This window comes from Pseudocitrobacter vendiensis, from assembly GCF_943590815.1.
Taxonomy (GTDB): Bacteria; Pseudomonadota; Gammaproteobacteria; order Enterobacterales; family Enterobacteriaceae; genus Pseudocitrobacter; species Pseudocitrobacter vendiensis.
Genome location: NZ_CALSBS010000011.1, coordinates 63646 through 82351, shown reverse-complemented (window position 1 = coordinate 82351; position 18706 = coordinate 63646). Strand labels below are relative to the sequence as shown.

Below are 18706 nucleotides of genomic sequence, written 5' to 3'. Positions count from 1 at the left end.
CGGCTAATTATGACACAACTCACCCTGAATGAATATACAGTAGTGGAATGTGCATTCCATTGTTGAGTGTAAGATATTCAACGTAAACGAGTTTAGTGGAATCACCGTCGCATGCTATCAAAACGCCTCTTTGAAATGCTACAATCGCGCGTTTACACTATTAAGAAACACATTCAGGAGAGACAATCATGGCCAGCAGAGGCGTAAACAAGGTGATTCTCGTCGGTAATCTGGGCCAGGACCCGGAAGTACGCTACATGCCGAATGGTGGCGCAGTTGCCAACATTACGCTGGCTACTTCCGAATCCTGGCGTGATAAAGCGACCGGTGAAATGAAAGAGCAAACTGAATGGCACCGTGTTGTGCTGTTCGGCAAACTCGCGGAAGTTGCGGGTGAATACCTGCGTAAAGGCTCTCAGGTTTATATTGAAGGCCAGCTGCGTACCCGTAAATGGACCGATCAGTCCGGCGTTGAAAAATACACCACCGAAGTGGTTGTCAACGTTGGCGGCACCATGCAGATGCTGGGTGGTCGTCAGGGCGGCGGCGCACCGGCAGGTGGTCAGGGTCAGCAGCAGGGCGGTTGGGGCCAGCCTCAGCAGCCACAGGGCGGCAACCAGTTCAGCGGCGGCGCGCAGTCTCGTCCGCAGCAGCAGGCTGCTCCGGCACCGTCTAACGAACCGCCAATGGACTTCGACGACGATATCCCGTTCTGATTTTCAGACATAAAAAAACCTGCGAAAGCAGGTTTTTTTATAAATAGGGGTTTATCAGGTCAACACCATCGGCCATTCTGGCGGTGTCTGGCTCATCACTTCCACCATCACCTCTTTGATGTTATTGCAGATAGTCGCAATATCCACCATCGTAATTCCCAGCAACCCGGTTGCGAACCAGCAGGCAGAGGCCACGCCCAGCGCGCTACAAATCACCGCGAGACCCGCGTAATCAGCTTTGCGCAAGCGAATTTTCAGCGTACTGGCAAGGAACATCAGAATGGCGCTGAAAAGCGGCCAGCGTAACAGCACGACACTTGTAGAGATAGAAACCATGAGACCTTATCCTCAGAGATAAACGGTATGCCCTGACAGCGCGGCGTTCTCACGAAGGTGTAGTCCACTCTGGCTATCGACAGGCATTCACAATTGATATGAAACGCTGTTTTTGTTTCACTCTATAGTGTGAACTATATCACAATTGCTGTTTTATTCACCAGAGGTAAACGCAGCAAATTGCGCCATTTATCGCTGACAATAGTTACATAAGGAAAGGGCTCTGTTTTATCTGTAGGCCGGATAAGCGTAAGCGCCATCCGGCGTGTTGTTCATGCGGAAAGACGGTGGCGATAGTCGCTCGGCGTGCGGTCGAATTCACGGCGGAAAACACGCGAGAAGGTTTGCTGGGAAACATAACCCAGATCCATGGCAATATCGAAAATCGGGCGCTGAGTATTACGCAGTTCCTGGGCAGCCAAAAGCAGGCGACGCTGACGAATGTAGTCACCCAGCGTTTGACGCATCTCGGTACGGAACATCCGTTGCAGATACCATTTCGAGTAGCCGGATTTTTTCGCCACGATATCAATATTCAGTGGTTGATCGATATGTTCATCTATCCATTCGATAAGCGTTTGAATAATTTCCCGATGGGACATAAGGCTCTCCCCGTTGTCTATTTTTGCTTCAACTTTTGTCTTGCTGGCGAGTATAATTCCTCAAGTTAACTTGAGGTAAAGCAGAAAATGGAAAAAAAACCAACGCGCATTAAAACGCTGCTTACACCGGGCGAAGTCGCCAGACGTACCGGGGTTGCCGTCTCCGCTTTGCACTTCTATGAAAGCAAAGGGCTCATCCGCAGCCAGCGCAACGCGGGCAACCAGCGGCGATACAAACGTGACGTGCTACGCTATGTAGCCATCATTAAAATCGCTCAGCGTCTGGGCATTCCGCTCGCCACGATCGGCGAGTCGCTGGGCGCGGTGCCCGAAGGGCATACATTGGGGCAAAAAGACTGGAAACGCCTGACCACCCAGTGGCGTCAGGAGCTGGATAAACGCATTCACTCGATGGAAGCGCTGCGCGATCAGCTTGATGGCTGTATCGGTTGCGGCTGTATGTCACTGCGTGACTGCCCTCTGCGTAATCCTGGCGATAAACTGGGGGAGGAAGGAACAGGCGCGCGCCTGCTGGAAGACGAATAAAAAACGAAAGCGCCACAACTGGGCGCTTTCGTATGTTCCGGTCTTTGTCTTTCGCTCTATCCCACTGGTTCATGGGAGGGTTTCCCCCGACATCAGCATCCCTCGGTCGAGCTACGGGTTGGAGGTTCCGGTTTGTGCTGACACTTTAAGTCTACCTCTCCTCCCCCTGTTCGCCAGTCAGATTGACGTTTTTTTCGCCGCAATTTTTACGGGGATTGCCGTCTGTTCCTATAGTTAATTTGAACAAACCTGCGGAGAAAATCATGTTAACCGTCCACCATCTGAATCAATCCCGCTCGCAGCGCGTGCTCTGGGCGCTGGAAGAGTTGAACCTGCCTTACCAGATTGTTCGCTATCAGCGCGGGGCTGATATGCTGGCTCCCGACACCCTGAAAAAAATCCATCCGCTGGGAAAATCGCCGATTGTCGAAGATAACGGGCACGTTATTGCTGAATCTGGCGCGATCCTCGAGTATCTTCAGGAAATCGGTGATCCCGAAAACCGCTTTAAACCGCAGGATATCGACGAAAAACTGCAGTATCGCTTCTGGCTGCACTATGCCGAAGGTTCGTTGATGTCGCTCATGATGATCAAACTGGTTCTCCAGATGCTGGGCAAATCCCCGGTGCCGTTGGGGTTGCGCACGGTGGGGAAAGTGTTGGGAACGGGCGTTCAGAAAGCCTGGCTGAATAAGCAGATTGCCACGCATGCCGGGTTTATTGAGTCGCATCTGGCGAAAACGCCGTGGTTTGCGGGGGAGAGCCTGAGCATGGCGGACATTCAGATGAGTTTTCCGCTGTTTGCGCTGCTTTCTCGCGGTGGGATACCGTCTCTGCCCCATATCGCCGCATGGAAGGCGCGGGTGGAAGCACGTCCGGCCTGGCAACAGGCGATTGAGAAGGGCGGTCCCTTTTCACTTCCCGGTGAATAACGCCAGAGTTGCAACAAAAATGTTGTTAGATTGCGCATGAACGATAACGTTTGCGCATGGGTTGGCGATTTCTTCATCGTCATAAGCGAATTTTAGCGAAATGGCGTAAACATCAGTTGAAAATGGTGCCATAAAAACCAGATAATCGTTTGCCTTAAAATTCTGACGCCTTCTGCTGGCATTTTTGACGTTTTATGCTTAGTCAATTTGCCGCTGTCGTCCAGAAAATACCCATTCTGCATGTGCAGGGTGGCAGGTAACGCTCAACCGTATTGTATGCGCGGAGTTAAACGTTTGCTTTTTTGCGGCTCCCCTTTGCCGCGAGGTTTAAGCACAAGGAGATGACGTTTAACTGTCAGTGGATGCTCCACCACGTATGCGAACGAATGATAAAAATTTTCAGGGGATGTTTTCTATGTCTACGCCTTCAGTGCGTACCGGCGGTTCACTCGACGCCTGGTTTAAAATTTCTGCTCGTGGTAGCTCCGTTCGTCAGGAGATTGTCGCCGGTCTTACCACCTTCCTGGCGATGGTCTATTCCGTTATCGTCGTGCCGGGGATGTTGGGCAAAGCAGGCTTCCCGCCTGCGGCAGTCTTCGTGGCTACCTGTCTGGTGGCAGGCGTCGGCTCCATCGTGATGGGTCTGTGGGCTAACCTGCCGCTGGCCATTGGCTGTGCTATCTCGCTGACCGCGTTTACTGCGTTCAGCCTGGTGCTGGGCCAACAAATCAGCATTCCGGTCGCGCTGGGCGCGGTGTTCCTGATGGGTGTTCTGTTTACCATTATTTCTGCGACGGGCATCCGTAGCTGGATTTTGCGCAATTTGCCGCAGGGTATCGCGCACGGCACCGGTATCGGTATCGGCCTGTTCCTGCTGCTGATTGCGGCAAACGGCGTTGGCCTGGTGATCAAGAACCCGCTGGATGGTCTGCCGGTTGCGCTGGGTCACTTTGCCAGCTTCCCGGTAATTATGTCGCTGGTCGGTCTGGCTATGATTATCGGACTCGAAAAACTGAAAGTGCCGGGCGGCATTCTGCTGACCATTATCGGGGTGTCGATTGTCGGCCTGATTTTTGACCCGAATGTACACTTCTCCGGTTTCTTCGCCATGCCTTCTCTGAGCGATGACAACGGTAACTCCCTGATTGGCAGCCTGGATATCATGGGCGCACTGAACCCGATCGTGCTGCCTAGCGTACTGGCGCTGGTGATGACGGCGGTGTTCGATGCCACTGGCACTATTCGCGCCGTCGCCGGTCAGGCTAACCTGCTGGACAAAGACGGGCAGATTATCAACGGCGGCAAAGCGCTGACCACTGACTCCCTGAGCAGCGTGTTCTCCGCGTTTGTTGGCGCAGCGCCAGCGGCAGTGTACATCGAATCTGCAGCCGGTACGGCGGCGGGCGGCAAGACGGGCTTAACGGCGATCACCGTCGGCATCCTGTTCCTGTTGATTCTGTTCCTCTCTCCGCTCTCTTATCTGGTTCCGGCCTACGCCACCGCTCCGGCGCTGATGTACGTTGGCCTGCTGATGCTGAGCAACGTGGCACGTATTGACTTCAACGACTTTGTTGATGCGATGTCTGGCCTGATTACCGCTGTATTTATCGTGCTGACCTGCAACATTGTGACCGGCATTATGATCGGTTTCGCCACGCTGGTGATTGGCCGCGTGGTGTCTGGTGAGTGGCGTAAGCTGAATATCGGCACTATCGTGATTGCGGTAGCGCTGGTGGCGTTTTATGCGGGCGGTTGGGCGATTTAATTCGTATTACTGCGGGCTTTGTAGGTCTGATGGGCACAGCGCTATCAGGCTATTTACAGCGTGCGCCCTACAGTTCCTCTAAAGCGGCCTCACGGCCGCTTTTTTTACACCTTTACTACAGCAATTCCCTTGCCGCCGCGACAATATCATCGCGTGTGAGCCCATACTCCTGCTCCAGAAAATCCTGCGTTCCTACCTGGCCATAGCGCTCTTTCACGCCCACACGGCGCATCGGGACCGGGCAGGTTTCCACCAAAACTTCCGCCACCGCCGAGCCCAGCCCGTTATGAATGCTGTGGTTTTCGCAGGTGACAATTCGCCCTGTTTTCTCGGCATAGTTCTTCACCAGCATTCGGTCGATAGGCTTGAGCGTAAACATATCGATAACGGCGGCACTCACTCCTTCAGCAGAAAGCTTTTCCGCCGCTTCGAGCGCTTTCGCCACCATAATACCGTTGGCGATTAGCGTGATGTCATTGCCGTCGCGCAGAACGTTTCCTTTACCAATGGTGAATGTCGAGCCCTCCTGATAAACCGTGGGTGCCTGTTTACGGATGGTACGTACCCAGTAGAAACCTTCCAGGGTAGCGAGTTGGCGCAGAATATCTTTAAACATTGCTGCATCGGTGACTTCCAGCACCACGGAGTGCGCCAGGCCGCGCACAATGCCCATATCTTCAAACGACATATGCGTGCCGCCGTTGTGACAGGCAGTGGCGCCCGCATCAGAGGCGATCACTTTGACGTTATTGCGCTGATAATCCAGCGACATAAATAACTGGTCAAAGCAGCGGCGACTGGCGAATGCAGTAAACGTGTGGACAAAGGGTTTTCGCCCGGTCAGCGCCAGCCCTGCGGCAGTGCCAATCACGTTGGCCTCCATGATCCCGCAGTTGATGACGTGTTGGGGAAATTCGCGCTGTACGCTATCCATCGCCATCGAACTCATCAGGTCTGCTTCCAGTGCAATAATCTCGCTGCCTGCCTTGACCTGTTCTGCGATGAATCCGGCGTAGACCTTACGCATTTCAACGGCGTCTTTTTCTCCCGCAGGTGCAACCTTAATCATACGCGGCCTCCAGTTGGCGAATAGATTCATTCAGCGCCTCTCGCATCTCATCATTCAGGCGCAGATGGTGGGTATTGCTCAGACTTTCCAGATAAGGCACACCTTGCCCTTTCACACTATCCAGGATCACGATGCGGGGACGATCATCGCCGCTGCGTACCGGGCGGGTGACGGCCTGAATCGCTGCAATATCGTCGCCTTTTACCGTTTGTACATCGAAACCGAAAGCGTGGAATTTTTCCGCAAGATCGAAGGGGGCGATAATGTCGTCCAGTTCACCATCCAGTTGCTGCTTGTTCCAGTCGATAAATACCAGCAGGTTGTTCAGTTTGTGGTGGGCGATAAACTGGAACGCTTCCCAGCATTGACCTTCGTTCAGCTCACCGTCGCCGACAATGCAAAATACGCGATTAGGACGGCTGGCGAGTTTATGCGACAGCGCCATGCCCGCCGCGATAGATATCCCCTGGCCGAGCGAGCCTGTAGTGGCATCCACGCCGCGCGTTTTGAGCCGGTCCGGGTGACTTGGCAGGCGCGTGCCGTTCTGGTTAAGGGTGGCCAACTCCTCCATCGGGAAATAGCCTTTGATTGCCAGCGTGCTGTACAGCGCAGGGCCCGCATGACCTTTCGACAGGACAAAATAGTCGCGCTGCGGCCAGTCCGGGTCGGCGGGGTCGATGCGCATCACATCGCCATACAGCACCGCCAGCGTCTCGACCACCGACATGCTGCCGCCATAGTGGCCAAAACCCAGCTGGGTTAATGATTTCAGCGTGGCAACGCGAATATCGCGCGCCAGTCTTTTCAGTTCATCATGCATTATGATTTTGCTCCTGTGTCTTGCTGCTGCGCGTTGGGTTTACTTTTTACGATGTTGTAGACCACCAGTAGCGCGAACAGCGCCACGACCAGGCCGGTAATCGCCAACGGTGAGAGGTAGCGCGCCAGGTTACCCATGATGATGCCGACGACGCCGAAATCCGCGTCGGAGAAGGTGGTATTCGCGAAGCCAATCGCGCCAAGCACTGGCAACAGCAATACAGGAAGGAAGGTGATCAACAAGCCGTTGGCAAATGCGCCGATCATTGCGCCGCGTCGGCCTCCGGTGGCGTTACCAAACACGCCTGCGGTGGCACCGGTGAAGAAGTGCGGTACAACGCCAGGCAGAATCAATACCAGTTTGAACTGCCCGAGCAGGAACAAACCAACCAACCCGCCGAGGAAGCTGAACAGGAAACCAATTAAAACCGCGTTAGGCGCATAGGGATAGACGACCGGGCAATCCAGCGCCGGGCGGGCATTAGGCACCAGTTTTTCTGAGAAGCCGGTAAAGGCCGGCACGATTTCTGCGAGGATTAAGCGTACACCCTGTAGGATGATGAACACGCCCGCTGCAAAGGTGATGGCCTGAATGATGGAGTAAACCAGGTAGTTTTGTCCGCCGCTGAGCTGGGTTTCAACATATTCGCGTCCGGCACTGACGGCCAGAATCATGTAAATGATGATCATGGTGAGCGAAATCGAGATCGAACTGTCGCGCAGGAAGCTCAGATTTTTCGGCAGGTTCATCTCTTCAGTAGAGCGGGAACCCTTTCCGCACACGCTGCCAATCCAGCCAGAAAGCACATAACCCAGCGTGCCGAAGTGACCAAACGCGATATCGTCAGTACCGGTAATGCGCTTCATATAGCGTTGCGCCAGCGCCGGGAAGAAGGCCATCACCAGACCAAGAATCAGCGACCCGGTAAACACCAGACCAATGCCGTCGAAGCCTGCCACTGTCAGAATAACGCCGATCATGCACGCCATATAGAACGTATGGTGCCCGGTCAGGAAGATGTACTTCAGACGCGTAAAGCGGGCGACGATGATATTGGCTACCATGCCGAAGGCCATGATGAGCGCCGTTGATGCGCCATATTTTTCCAGCGCAATAGAGACGATTGCTTCGTTATTAGGAATGATGCCCTGAATGTTGAACGCGTGCTCGAACATACCGCCGAGTGGATTCAGTGAACCCACCAGAACGGATGCGCCGCCGCCCAGCACAATGAAGCCGAGAATGGTTTTGATGGTACCTTTTACTACATCAGAAAATGATTTTTTCTGTGCCACGAGGCCAATTAAGGCAATTAACCCGACCAGAACGGAAGGGACTTTAAGAATATCGACAACAAAATTTAGCGTTTCAAGGATAAACATATCCGCCTCGCTTTAATCAGGATTATTGTGCCGAGAAATAAGCGCTGAGCTTAGTTTCTAATTCATTAATATCGATAATATTGTTAATGACGACGAGCTGACTTTCCGGAACACTGGCGCTACTGGCAATATCTTTCGCCATCACAAAGAGATCGGCAGCGCCGGGTGTTGCCGAAGATAAATCTGAATGCTCGACTTCCGCCTCAATATTTAATTTCTTCAGTACTTTTTTGATATTCATTTCCACCATAAAACTACTGCCCAAACCGGAGCCACAAATTGCCATTATTTTCATGGTTGTTACCTTATTTTGAGTAGAGTACGGGCGCACGATGTCAGGAGAGATCGTGAGCATGTAAAACGGAGAAAAAATAAAATCAGAAACGGGAAATAATGGTTGTAATCTCCTCTAATGTTTTCGCCTGATGCAGCAATGCGAGATCGTCTTCGCTGGAAAAAAGCTCGGCAAGCGCAGAAATCATTTCAATATGGCTGTGCTTATCGGGGGCCGCGAGCATGATAATCACATCTACCGGATCAAATTCATCGGCCCCGAACGCCACACCGCGCTGTAATTTCAGCAATGACAATCCTATTGCGTGAGCACCTTCTTCGGGGCGGGCGTGCGGCATTGCCAGACCGGGCGCCAGGACGTAATAGGGGCTTAACTTTTGATGCTGCTGGATTATCGCCGTCACGTAACCGGGCTCGATAATCCCTGACTTAAGCAGCGGCTGAGCACAAATCTCCAGCGCCTGAGGCCAGCTTTCAACCTCATCTTTTAGTGCAATGGTGGTGTCGTTCAGCCATTGGTTCAGCACATGGATTCTCCTGCAACGGGATGTGTGGAATGAGCAAACTTTATTCAACGGCGAAGTTGGTAACCGTGATGGTTGTCACAAAGATAGCGCTATCAAAATGTATCATTGGAAATTGTGATAGCGCTATCAAATCGGGGCGCATCAATTCACAGCAAAATTGTGGATTTCCGGCGTATACTGCCCAACATGTGAAGAAAAAATGATCGCTAACTCTCTAATAACATAGCGTTTACTCAGGAATTCAAATGTCGATAACCCGAAAACGACGCAGTACGGGAAAGGTTACGCTGGCCGACGTCGCCCAGCTGGCAGGGGTTGGTACAATGACCGTATCCCGGGCCCTGCGAACGCCCGAGGCGGTATCGGATAAGTTACGCGAGAAAATTGAAGCCGCTGTTCAGGAGCTTGGCTATGTGCCGAATCTGGCGGCCAGCGCGTTGGCTTCCGCCTCATCGTGGACGATCGCGATGGTCGTGCCGCATCTTAGCGAATTCGGCTGCTCAGAAATGTTTGCGGGTTTACAACAGGTGCTGCAACCGGCGGGCTATCAAATCATGCTGGCGGAGTCTCAGCATCAGCCGGAGCAGGAAGAAAAACTGCTGGAAACCCTGCTGGCTTCCAATATCGCGGCGGCGGTACTGCTGAGCGTCGAACACAGTGAAAACGTGCGCAACTGGCTGCAAAATGCGTCGATTCCGGTGATGGAGATTGGCGCGGTGCGTGCCGATCCTATTGATATGAATATTGGCATTGACCATGCTGCTGCGATGTTTGAACTGACCGAGATGCTGATTACGCGAGGCTATCAAAATATAGGCTTACTCTGCGCCAATCAGGAGAAATGGGTGTTTCAACAGCACCTGCAGGGCTGGTACAAGGCGATGTTGCGTCATCACCGTTCCCCGGATCGCGTCATTAACGCGGCGTCGTCGCCCACGTTTTCCACCGGTGCAGCGCAGCTTCCGGAATTTCTGCTGGCCTGGCCGGAACTGGACGCGCTGGTGTGTGAATCGGATGAGCTGGCCTGCGGTGTGCTGTATGAGTGTCAGCGTCGGCGTATTAAAGTGCCGGAAGATCTCGCGGTTGTTGGATTTGGCGACAGCGATGTGAGCCGGGTGTGTCAGCCACCCCTCACCACCATGGCTGTGCCGCATCGAAAAATTGGCGCGGATGCCGGAAAAGCGTTACTCGCGCGACTGAGCGACAACGACTGGAGCCCGAAAGCTACGATTACCTCAAGGTTGTGCCAGCGCGACAGCTGTTAATGATTTTTCGCATTTTTTTACCGGTCGATTTTTCATTTTAAGGATCGTCTCGTTTCCTTTTGCGTTACTCTGGTATGCGTATGATACAGAGGCATGACGCTTCATATTTTACGTTCCACATAATAAGACAACGCTGCAAACAGGGATCGCATGGAAATATTCTTCACCATACTCATCATGACCCTCGTGGTCTCGCTCTCCGGGGTTGTAACCCGTGTCTTGCCATTTCAGGTGCCACTGCCGCTGATGCAGATCGCCATCGGTGCGCTGCTGGCGTGGCCGACCTTCGGCCTTCACGTGGAGTTCGACCCGGAGCTGTTCCTCGTTCTGTTTATTCCGCCGCTGCTGTTCGCCGATGGCTGGAAAACGCCGACCCGCGAGTTCCTTGAACACGGGCGCGAAATCCTCGGCCTGGCCCTTGCGCTGGTGCTGGTAACGGTAGTTGGTATTGGTTTCCTGATTTACTGGCTGGTGCCGGGGATCCCACTGGTGCCTGCGTTCGCGCTGGCGGCGGTGCTGTCGCCGACCGATGCGGTGGCGCTCTCCGGCATTGTTGGTGAAGGGCGCATTCCGAAGAAAATCATGGGTATCTTGCAGGGCGAAGCGTTAATGAACGACGCTTCGGGCCTGGTCTCGCTAAAATTTGCCGTGGCGGTTGCCATGGGCACGATGGTCTTTACCGTTGGCGGCGCGACGCTGGAATTTATGAAAGTGGCGATTGGCGGCATCCTGGCCGGTTTTGTGGTGAGCTGGCTATATGGTCGCTCGCTGCGCTTCCTCAGCCGTTGGGGCGGCGATGAGCCGGCAACGCAAATCGTACTGCTGTTCCTGCTGCCGTTCGCGTCTTATCTGATTGCGGAACACGTCGGCGTATCCGGCATCCTGGCGGCGGTGGCTGCGGGGATGACCATCACCCGTTCTGGCGTGATGCGTACCGCGCCGCTGGCAATGCGTCTGCGTGCCAACAGCACCTGGGCGATGCTGGAGTTCGTGTTTAACGGCATGGTGTTCCTGCTGTTGGGCCTGCAATTACCGGGCATTCTTGAGACCTCGCTGGTGGCTGCAGAAGCCGATCCGAACGTTGAAATCTGGATGCTGTTTACCGATATTCTGCTGATTTATGCGGCGCTGATGCTGGTGCGCTTTGGCTGGCTGTGGACGATGCAGCGCTTCAGCCAACGCTTCCTGAAGAAAAAACCGATGGAGTTCGGGAGCTGGTCAACGCGCGAGCTGGCCATTGCCTCCTTCGCCGGCGTGCGCGGGGCGATAACCCTTGCCGGTGTGCTCTCCATCCCGCTGCTGCTGCCTGATGGCAACGTCTTCCCGGCACGTTATGAGCTGGTGTTCCTGTCGGCGGGCGTCATTCTCTTCTCACTGTTTGTCGGCGTGATTATGCTGCCAATTCTGCTGCGCCACGTTGAAGTTCGTGACCTGCCACAGCAGCAAAAAGAGGAGCGTCTGGCCCGGTCTGCAACGGCGGAAGTGGCGATTGTCGCGATTCAGAAGATGGAAGAGCGACTGGCGGCAGATACCCAGGAGAACATTGATAACCAGTTGCTGACGGAAGTCAGTTCCCGCGTCATTGGTAACCTGCGTCGCCGCGCCGATGGGCGTAATGACGTCGAAACGTCCATGCTGGAAGAGCAACTGGAACGTCGTTTCCGCCTGGCGGCGCTGCGTTCAGAGCGCGGGGAGTTGTATCACCTGCGTGCGACGCGGCAGATCAGTAACGAGACATTGCAGAAATTGCTGCATGACCTTGATTTGCTGGAAGCGCTGTTGATTGAAGGTGAGTGATGCCCCTCACCCCGGCCCTCTCCCACAGGGAGAGGGAGACAACCGGCGCTGTTCTGTCATTTATCTGCGAGCGGTTCCCTCTCCCTGTGGGAGAGGGTTAGGGTGAGGGTTGCCTACTTCGGTAACCAAAACCCCTCACAGCACTTCAGCCACGCCTGAGCGCTGTGCGACAAATACACGCCTTCGCGCCAAATCATGCCCAGTTGCCAGTGCAGTTCGCTCTCGAGCGGCAGCCAGCGCAGCGTTTTCGCATCCAGCCTTTCGCAAATCGGCTCCGGCAAAATCGCCACGCCGACACCCGCCTGGACCATCGCCGCGAGGAAATCCCATTGGCCGCTGCGCACCGCGATACGCGGCTTCACGTTGTGTTGATTAAACAGATGCATCAACTGACGGCTCAAGGCGAAATCTTCGTTATAGATAAGCAAAGGATGTGCTGCGAGCTGCTCCGGAGAAACTGAGGACTGTTCCAGCCACTCGCCGGAACGGGGAACCAGCACGCAAAGCGGGTGGCTGAATAGCGGCAACGTCGCAAGGCCGCTCTCTTCTTCCACCGGCAGCGCGGTCATGGCTAAATCCAGCTCGCCGTTCATCACCGCCTGCTGCACCGTCAGCCCGCCGAATTCGGACACTTTGAGTTCTACGCCGGGGTAGCGCTGGCGAAAAAGGCTGATGGGCCCGGCCATCATCATGCCGACCATTGGCGGGATGCCGAGGCGCAACTGGCCTTTGTTGAGGTGGTTGATATCGGTCAGTTCGGCTTCCAGTTGGCGGAATTCATCGAGGATCACCAGCCCGCGTTCAAATACGACTTGCCCGGTATCGGTGAGCAGCAATTTGCGTCCGTCGCGGATGAGCAGGGTGCTGTTGAGTTCATCTTCCAGGTTTTTCAGCATCTTGCTGATGGTGGGCTGCGTAACGAAGAGTTTCTCCGCCGCGCGGGTAAAGCTTTGCTGACGTACCACTTCAACGAAATAGCGCAGCGTTCTGATGTCCATGATTATGCCTCGAAACTATACCTGCGATGAGTTTAATTCATTTCTGCCATCCTCGTACGCTCACTATACTGTGCGTCTCTGATTTTTTCTGGACACTCCTTTCATGGCCGAGGCCTTAGGGCGCGTGATGCCCTCCGTTTTGCAACGTCTTCAGGTGCCGGTGCAGGTCATTCTGTACGCGGGGCTCTTTGTTTTTGCTGAATATCTGGTGAACTGGCTGAATCTGCCGCTGCCCGCCAACCTGGTGGGGATGGTGCTGATGCTGGCGCTGATTGTCTGCCATATTGTGCCGCTGAAGTGGGTGCGCGCGGGCTCGCGCTGGCTGCTGGCGGAAATGCTGCTCTTCTTCGTGCCCGCTGTGGTGGCGGTGGTGAATTATGCGCAACTGCTGATGGTCGATGGCTGGCGTATTTTCCTGGTGATTGCGCTCAGCACCATGATGGTGCTCGGAGCGACGGCCTGGGTGGTGGATAAAGTCTATCGTTACGAACTGAAGCGGATGCGTCATGAGTAACTTTCAACTGAGCGTGCTGTGTCTGGCGATTACGCTGGTGCTCTATTTCGCCAACAAGCGACTCTATCGCCGCTTTCGCAAACTGCCGCTGATGCCTTTGGTGTTAACGCCAGTTCTGCTGGTGCTCATGCTGGTGTTCGGTCATATCTCCTATCAAAACTATATGGGTGAAGCGCACTGGCTGCTGTGGCTATTGGGCCCGGCGACCATCGCGTTTGCCGTACCGGTGTATGACAATCTGGCGATCATCAAGCGACACTGGATGTCGCTGTCTGCCGGGGTGATTACCGCAACGGTGGTGGCGGTGACCAGTTCCGTATGGCTGGCGCGTCTGTTTACGTTGCCCGATGAAATTCAGCGCAGCCTGGCGGTGCGCTCGGTAACCACGCCGTTCGCGCTGGCGGCGGCTAAACCGCTCGGCGGACAGCCGGATCTGGTGGCGTTGTTTGTGGTAGTGACCGGTGTCTTTGGTATGGCGATTGGCGATGTGCTGTTTTTACGCCTCTCCATTCGTGAAGGTATGGCAAAAGGCGCAGGATTTGGCGCTGCATCGCACGGCGCCGGAACCGCGCGCTCCTACGAGCTCGGCCCGCAGGAGGGCGTGGTGGCAAGCCTGGTGATGATGCTGTCAGGCGTGGTGATGGTGTTGGTCGCCCCGCTGGTGGGTTGGATGATGTTTTAAAATTAACGGTTCAACCGCCGAACAATACGCTCAACCTGCTGGCGGAATGTGACGGCAACCTGGGCAGGCGTTTGGCCGCCATGATCCATTTTTTCGCGCGCCGCGGTGAACTGATCCACCACCTGTAAATCCTCAATGTAAGGTGTCGCAACGGCGGTTGTGGGTAATGATTGTGCCTGGCGCAGCCCGGCAACGACCGGGTCGTTCGGATCAATCGTGCCATTGTCGGTCAATATTTTCTCTGCGGTTTTGCTTAACGGAATACCGCGCTCCAGCCCCAATGCTTCCACCGCCTGCGGATCATTCAGCAGGAAGTTGATAAGCGTTGCGGCTTCCTGAGGATGACGGGTCGATTTCGACACGGAGAACATCTGCGCGGTTTTAAAATAGACACCAGAATCACGTGCTCCCGGCTGCATAACATAATCGCCTAACACCAGTTGAGCGGGCGGTGTCATGTTATTGATATACATGCGAATAGAAATATTCCATGTAAACGTACCTCCCCATTCGCCGGTGATCCACGGCTTCATCTCATAGAGATTGCCTTTGCCATAAGAGGACATCGTTTTTGGCCCTGGAATAACGTGATCGTCGCTGAGACGTTTCACAAAAGAAAAGGCCTCTTGCCACTGCGCGTCATTCCAGGTGAATTTTCCACTGGAATCAAACATCGGCTTGCCGTATTTCTGCATCATCCACGCGTTGAGCAGTAAAATAACATCCTGATCAACCATCGCATACGGATAATAGTTTTCCCCTAACGTGCTGCGAAAGGTTTTCCCCGCAGCAAAAAGTTCATCCCAGTTCTTTGGATATGTCAGCCCCGCTTTTTTCCAGGTGACATCGTTGTAATAAAACACCGGGGCATTCACCGAAATCGGTAGACCATTAAGTTTACCTTTCACGGTGGTGGAATTGAGATCGCCCGGCGCGTACTGCGCTAAATCCAGCACCTCTTTCAGCTTATTTAAATCGTAATAGCCTTCGCCATTTTTAGAGAAAATAATCAGCCACGGCCAGTTGGTTTGCATGACATCGGGCTCGGTACCGCTCGCCATTTGCGTGGTTAAACGCGAAAGATGGCCATCCCAGCCGGTATATTCCGCCTTTACTTTTATATCGGGGTATTTTTGTTCAAACGCGGCGATAGCCTTTAACGTTGACTGATGACGGCTGTTGCCGCCCCACCAGGACATGCGTAATTCCACGGGCTGCGCCCAGGCGGTGGTGCAGGACATTAAAAGGGTTGCGATAACACCTGTAGCTATTTTATTCATTATCGACTCCGAAACAGAGAAGCAGGTGAGTAACAGCAAAATACTAACCAGAGGTATTGGCGCGGCAGGTCGCCGCGCCGTAGTGATTAACGTTTGGTCAGGCGAGAAACGAGTTCAAACTCTTTAAAATTGACCGGGCGCTGCTGCTGCATCGAAATATTCCCGGCAATTCCGGTGAGAATGGACATCGCCCCGGCCCGGTGGTCGGCGGCGCGTTGTAGCGGGTCGTTGCCCGGTACGCCAAACAGATCCGCCAGCATGGCGTTATCGCCACCGCCGTGGCCGCCTTCGCCAAGGGTGAAATCCGCTTTCCACGGCTCGGCAAACATCGGGAAGACGGTGATATCACACAGCTCCAGGCTGCCTTCGTTCTCGCGTTTACCGCCCGCGTTGACGTAGGATTTCTCGATGATTTTCATCTCCAGACGCCCTTCGGTACCGTTGAACACCACATTCAGCCCTTCCCACGGTAAGTAAGCGTTCAGGGAGTAGGTGAGCTGCACCTGGTTCTGGTATTTCACCAGCACTGACATCGTGTCTTCGATGGTGATGCCGTCACTGAAGACACTCTGGTCGCGGAAATAGTTATCTTCATGTTCGGCGTCCAGATAGAGCGCTTTTAGCTGTGCGTTTTCCGCCATTTCCAGCGCAAACGGATCATTTTTCGCTTCCGTGTAGCCATGCGTTCGTGGATAGAACTGCGTCACGCCGCGTTTTTCGGCGTTCTCTTTGCCGTAGAATTGCAGGCTGCCTTCGGCGTAAACGCGTTCCGGGTAGCTTGCCAGCCAGAAGTTCATCAGGTCGAAGTGATGGGTTGATTTATGCACCAGCAGGCCGCCGCAGTTGCGTTTTTCGCGGTGCCAGCGACGGAAATAGTCTGCCCCGTGTTCGGTGTTGAGCAGCCACTCGAAGTGCACTGATGTGACCTGACCAATCACGCCCTGCATCAGCAGTTCGCGCACCTTGCTATGATGCGGCGCATAACGATAGTTGAATGCCACGCGCACGGTATGGCCGGTTTCTTCGATGGCGTCCAGAATGCGCAGGGCGCGCTTTTCATCAATGGTCATCGGTTTTTCGGTGATCACATCACAACCCGCGTGCAGCGCCCGCACGATATAGTCGTCATGCGTGCGATCCATGGTGGTGACGATAATAATGTCCGGGCGGGTTTCACAGATCATCTCTTCAAACTGCGCGGCTTTCCAGGTGGAAACGGGCTCAGCGCCTTCTTTTTGTAGCAGCGTATTGGCGTAATTCATGCGCGTCTGATTGGTATCGCAAAAGGCCACCAGTTTGGCATTTTCGCGCCATTGACCGCCGATAGCTGAAATATATAAACCCGCACGTCCTCCCGTGCCGACCAGCGCATATTTTTTCATTGTGTCCTCGATTATGATAAACGACCAAATAATGGCAGGATGTCGCGATGAAACGTATTCCCCACCAGTTGATGGAACTGAATAGCACCTTTATCTGGCACTGGCCCTGGTTTGTTCAGGGCGTGCAGAGTGCGAAACAGCATGGTTTCACCGGGATAATCCTGCACCAACAGGAACTGCTTTCTATTTTGGCTACGCCCTCGCCATTGAGTCAGAAACTGAATGTCGAGAACCTTATTCATCAGCAAAATTACGCGCTGCTGTATTTAAAACGCGTTGACCGTTATCTGGCCGACAATAATTTATCCTTCTGGCTTCAGGGTGAAGCGGCACCGACGGATGACATTATCAAGCGCAAATTTCCCGAGCTGGCATTTGATGAAAAAAGCGCACCCGATTTCTGGCCGCAATTTTATGCGGCAATCATGCATCCGTTATTGCAGGCGTTGCCGCACCTGAGCGGTTTAATTCTCAGCCTGACAACGCCTGCGTTTCAGACTTCCGGCTGGCAGCGCAGCCTGCATTCCGTCTGGAGCCTGCTGCGCGGGCAGGGCAAGAAGCTGGTACTGCGCGACTTTATCGATGACAGCTGGCCGCGCCAGCAGCTCTCGAGCATTCTCGCGACCCTGCCGGGCGACGTGCGTGCCTCCATCAAAGCCACCGAGCTGGATTACCACCCCGGCTTCGCCAACCATCCCAATATCGCCACGCTGCCCGGCCACAATAAGTGGATCGAGTTTGACCTCTTCGGCACCGGCTACGGCTGGACGGCGCTGCCGTGCTATCTCGCAGATGAAATCAGCGGTCGCCTGAGCTGGGCGCTGAGCGTGGCGGAAAACGAAGTTGAAGCCATCACTTCCCGCGTCAGCTGGCAGTGGTTACCCGACAGCCGGGTGATGGACTCCGTCAACGCCATCAATCTGCTCGGCCTGTCGGCGGCGAATCAACTTCAGGAGGGCGCGCCCTCCACCTTCGAACGCTGGGCTGAACAGCAGCAGCTTCGTTTCCGGTCGTCGCAGGATAAAAAACGCCTCGCTACATTGCTGCACACCAGCTATGACTGGCTGTGCAAAACGCCTAACCTGCTGGGACGGCGTATGCACTATCAAAGCCAGATCCCCGAAAGCCTTTCTCAGGCGCAACAACTGCTGCACATGGACACCCGCAGCGCCAACTGGATGCAGGCGTACCAGCCGCTGATGCCCACCGATGACCCGGCGCTTGGCAATGAGCAGCGCGAGCTGATCGCCCTTGAGAAAGAGACCGCCTGCTTCCTCGCCGCCAACGCCGTACAGAGCCTGCGGGAACTGATGCCGCGCATCACTTGCCCGAACGATTCACTGGAACAACTGCTCGCCGCCTGGCGTAGCGCCGAAGTCTACGGCCAGATGTTTTCCAGCGTCGCCGCCAGCGTGACGCTGCTCACCTGGCACGATCATTACGGTAGCGAGCCTTCCGCCAGCGAAATGGCTGAACAGCAAAACGCGCTGCTGCGCTATGCCGACACGCTCGACCGCTGGCTGGAAACGCCACCCGCGGGCAGTCCGCTGTTTTTGCCTATGCTGTTGAATCCTGAACGTCTGAGTCGTTTCGCTTACAGTTTGTCGATGAGGTAAGAATAGGGCGTTGGCGTTGCGGTGTCGTCTCTATGTGGAGACCCTGGTGGGGAGGATTTTCTCCAGGCGTAAATTGTGTGATATGCCTGGCATCTTCAGAGAAAACAGTGTGATGAAGATCGCTTTTCTTCTGTCTTAAAAGGTGATTGTTATCACCAGAAGAGGCGGAAAGTGTGATCACTT

19 protein-coding genes are annotated in these 18706 nt (G+C 54.4%); 9 read left to right on the top strand and 10 right to left on the bottom strand.

The window, feature by feature from the left end; all coding sequences use genetic code 11:
• Positions 1-188: 188 nt before the first annotated feature.
• The gene (ssb1, locus tag NMC31_RS13350; RefSeq protein ID WP_149461788.1) at positions 189-716 is read left to right on the top strand and encodes a single-stranded DNA-binding protein SSB1; all 528 of its coding nucleotides are present in this window, start codon (positions 189-191) and stop codon (positions 714-716) included.
• Positions 717-770: 54 nt separating this feature from the next.
• On the opposite strand, the gene NMC31_RS13345 is transcribed toward ssb1, so the two are convergent.
• Both NMC31_RS13345 and soxS read right to left on the bottom strand, forming a co-directional pair.
• A complete protein-coding gene (locus NMC31_RS13345) occupies positions 771-1052 on the bottom strand; it encodes a YjcB family protein (RefSeq protein ID WP_253898225.1) in 282 nt (93 codons plus the stop codon).
• Between the two features lie 272 nt (positions 1053-1324).
• Positions 1325-1654: a superoxide response transcriptional regulator SoxS gene (soxS, locus tag NMC31_RS13340; protein ID WP_149461789.1), complete on the bottom strand. Its 330-nt coding sequence runs from the start codon at positions 1652-1654 to the stop codon at positions 1325-1327.
• Between the two features lie 87 nt (positions 1655-1741).
• On the opposite strand from soxS, the gene soxR reads away from it, so the two are divergent.
• The 3 genes from soxR (at position 1742) to NMC31_RS13325 (ending at position 4897) form a co-directional block, all read left to right on the top strand.
• Positions 1742-2200, top strand: coding sequence for a redox-sensitive transcriptional activator SoxR (gene soxR / locus NMC31_RS13335; protein ID WP_253898224.1), 459 nt, complete (start codon positions 1742-1744; stop codon positions 2198-2200).
• 263 nt (positions 2201-2463) lie between these two features.
• The gene (locus tag NMC31_RS13330; RefSeq protein WP_253898223.1) at positions 2464-3132 is read left to right on the top strand and encodes a glutathione S-transferase family protein; all 669 of its coding nucleotides are present in this window, start codon (positions 2464-2466) and stop codon (positions 3130-3132) included.
• A 415-nt stretch (positions 3133-3547) separates the two neighbouring features.
• Entirely contained in the window at positions 3548-4897 is a 1350-nt protein-coding gene (locus NMC31_RS13325; protein ID WP_253898222.1) for an NCS2 family permease, read from the top strand.
• A gap of 115 nt (positions 4898-5012) precedes the next feature.
• Here the strand turns inward: NMC31_RS13325 and NMC31_RS13320 are convergent, their stop codons facing one another.
• From NMC31_RS13320 to NMC31_RS13300, 5 genes are all read right to left on the bottom strand, one after another.
• Positions 5013-5966: a transketolase family protein gene (locus NMC31_RS13320; RefSeq protein ID WP_253898221.1), complete on the bottom strand. Its 954-nt coding sequence runs from the start codon at positions 5964-5966 to the stop codon at positions 5013-5015.
• Complete coding sequence (locus NMC31_RS13315) at positions 5959-6786, bottom strand: transketolase (RefSeq protein WP_436650293.1); 828 nt, start codon at positions 6784-6786, stop codon at positions 5959-5961. The genes NMC31_RS13320 and NMC31_RS13315 overlap by 8 nt, the downstream gene beginning before the upstream one ends.
• On the bottom strand, positions 6786-8168 hold the full coding sequence (locus NMC31_RS13310) for a PTS ascorbate transporter subunit IIC (RefSeq protein ID WP_253898220.1): 1383 nt from the start codon (positions 8166-8168) through the stop codon (positions 6786-6788). Before NMC31_RS13310 ends, NMC31_RS13315 begins: the two co-directional genes overlap by 1 nt.
• A gap of 22 nt (positions 8169-8190) precedes the next feature.
• Positions 8191-8463 carry a PTS sugar transporter subunit IIB gene (locus tag NMC31_RS13305; RefSeq protein WP_015966306.1) on the bottom strand — a complete coding sequence of 91 codons (273 nt, stop codon included), beginning with the start codon at positions 8461-8463 and terminating at the stop codon, positions 8191-8193.
• An 82-nt stretch (positions 8464-8545) separates the two neighbouring features.
• Positions 8546-8989 carry a PTS sugar transporter subunit IIA gene (locus NMC31_RS13300; protein ID WP_253898219.1) on the bottom strand — a complete coding sequence of 148 codons (444 nt, stop codon included), beginning with the start codon at positions 8987-8989 and terminating at the stop codon, positions 8546-8548.
• A gap of 245 nt (positions 8990-9234) precedes the next feature.
• Here NMC31_RS13300 and NMC31_RS13295 point away from each other — a divergent pair, with 245 nt between their 5' ends.
• Together NMC31_RS13295 and NMC31_RS13290 are read left to right on the top strand one after the other, a co-directional pair.
• Positions 9235-10254, top strand: coding sequence for a LacI family DNA-binding transcriptional regulator (locus NMC31_RS13295; protein ID WP_149461796.1), 1020 nt, complete (start codon positions 9235-9237; stop codon positions 10252-10254).
• 150 nt (positions 10255-10404) lie between these two features.
• The gene (locus tag NMC31_RS13290; RefSeq protein ID WP_149461797.1) at positions 10405-12051 is read left to right on the top strand and encodes a Na+/H+ antiporter; all 1647 of its coding nucleotides are present in this window, start codon (positions 10405-10407) and stop codon (positions 12049-12051) included.
• A gap of 113 nt (positions 12052-12164) precedes the next feature.
• Here the strand turns inward: NMC31_RS13290 and NMC31_RS13285 are convergent, their stop codons facing one another.
• The gene (locus NMC31_RS13285; protein WP_253898218.1) at positions 12165-13049 is read right to left on the bottom strand and encodes a LysR family transcriptional regulator; all 885 of its coding nucleotides are present in this window, start codon (positions 13047-13049) and stop codon (positions 12165-12167) included.
• A 103-nt stretch (positions 13050-13152) separates the two neighbouring features.
• On the opposite strand from NMC31_RS13285, the gene NMC31_RS13280 reads away from it, so the two are divergent.
• A complete protein-coding gene (locus tag NMC31_RS13280) occupies positions 13153-13563 on the top strand; it encodes a CidA/LrgA family protein (protein ID WP_015966301.1) in 411 nt (136 codons plus the stop codon).
• Positions 13556-14245, top strand: coding sequence for an LrgB family protein (locus tag NMC31_RS13275; protein ID WP_253898217.1), 690 nt, complete (start codon positions 13556-13558; stop codon positions 14243-14245). Before NMC31_RS13280 ends, NMC31_RS13275 begins: the two co-directional genes overlap by 8 nt.
• A 2-nt stretch (positions 14246-14247) precedes the next feature.
• Here NMC31_RS13275 and NMC31_RS13270 read toward each other — a convergent pair whose 3' ends face one another.
• Positions 14248-15525, bottom strand: a complete 1278-nt coding sequence (locus tag NMC31_RS13270) for an ABC transporter substrate-binding protein (RefSeq protein ID WP_253898216.1) — start codon at positions 15523-15525, stop codon at positions 14248-14250.
• A gap of 86 nt (positions 15526-15611) precedes the next feature.
• Complete coding sequence (locus NMC31_RS13265; RefSeq protein WP_253898215.1) at positions 15612-16907, bottom strand: Gfo/Idh/MocA family protein; 1296 nt, start codon at positions 16905-16907, stop codon at positions 15612-15614.
• A 47-nt stretch (positions 16908-16954) separates the two neighbouring features.
• Here NMC31_RS13265 and NMC31_RS13260 point away from each other — a divergent pair, with 47 nt between their 5' ends.
• Positions 16955-18523 carry a hypothetical protein gene (locus NMC31_RS13260; RefSeq protein WP_253898214.1) on the top strand — a complete coding sequence of 523 codons (1569 nt, stop codon included), beginning with the start codon at positions 16955-16957 and terminating at the stop codon, positions 18521-18523.
• Positions 18524-18706 lie beyond the last annotated feature (183 nt).

Bases quoted from the DNA above. Each gene is read 5' to 3' on its own strand.
- ssb1 (WP_149461788.1), top strand. From the start codon at position 189: ATGGCCAGCAGAGGCGTAAACAAGGTGATTCTCGTCGGTAATCTGGGC.
- NMC31_RS13345 (WP_253898225.1), bottom strand. From the start codon at position 1,052: ATGGTTTCTATCTCTACAAGTGTCGTGCTGTTACGCTGGCCGCTTTTC.
- soxS (WP_149461789.1), bottom strand. From the start codon at position 1,654: ATGTCCCATCGGGAAATTATTCAAACGCTTATCGAATGGATAGATGAA.
- soxR (WP_253898224.1), top strand. From the start codon at position 1,742: ATGGAAAAAAAACCAACGCGCATTAAAACGCTGCTTACACCGGGCGAA.
- NMC31_RS13330 (WP_253898223.1), top strand. From the start codon at position 2,464: ATGTTAACCGTCCACCATCTGAATCAATCCCGCTCGCAGCGCGTGCTC.
- NMC31_RS13325 (WP_253898222.1), top strand. From the start codon at position 3,548: ATGTCTACGCCTTCAGTGCGTACCGGCGGTTCACTCGACGCCTGGTTT.
- NMC31_RS13320 (WP_253898221.1), bottom strand. From the start codon at position 5,966: ATGATTAAGGTTGCACCTGCGGGAGAAAAAGACGCCGTTGAAATGCGT.
- NMC31_RS13315 (WP_436650293.1), bottom strand. From the start codon at position 6,786: ATGCATGATGAACTGAAAAGACTGGCGCGCGATATTCGCGTTGCCACG.
- NMC31_RS13310 (WP_253898220.1), bottom strand. From the start codon at position 8,168: ATGTTTATCCTTGAAACGCTAAATTTTGTTGTCGATATTCTTAAAGTC.
- NMC31_RS13305 (WP_015966306.1), bottom strand. From the start codon at position 8,463: ATGAAAATAATGGCAATTTGTGGCTCCGGTTTGGGCAGTAGTTTTATG.
- NMC31_RS13295 (WP_149461796.1), top strand. From the start codon at position 9,235: ATGTCGATAACCCGAAAACGACGCAGTACGGGAAAGGTTACGCTGGCC.
- NMC31_RS13290 (WP_149461797.1), top strand. From the start codon at position 10,405: ATGGAAATATTCTTCACCATACTCATCATGACCCTCGTGGTCTCGCTC.
- NMC31_RS13285 (WP_253898218.1), bottom strand. From the start codon at position 13,049: ATGGACATCAGAACGCTGCGCTATTTCGTTGAAGTGGTACGTCAGCAA.
- NMC31_RS13280 (WP_015966301.1), top strand. From the start codon at position 13,153: ATGGCCGAGGCCTTAGGGCGCGTGATGCCCTCCGTTTTGCAACGTCTT.
- NMC31_RS13275 (WP_253898217.1), top strand. From the start codon at position 13,556: ATGAGTAACTTTCAACTGAGCGTGCTGTGTCTGGCGATTACGCTGGTG.
- NMC31_RS13270 (WP_253898216.1), bottom strand. From the start codon at position 15,525: ATGAATAAAATAGCTACAGGTGTTATCGCAACCCTTTTAATGTCCTGC.
- NMC31_RS13265 (WP_253898215.1), bottom strand. From the start codon at position 16,907: ATGAAAAAATATGCGCTGGTCGGCACGGGAGGACGTGCGGGTTTATAT.
- NMC31_RS13260 (WP_253898214.1), top strand. From the start codon at position 16,955: ATGAAACGTATTCCCCACCAGTTGATGGAACTGAATAGCACCTTTATC.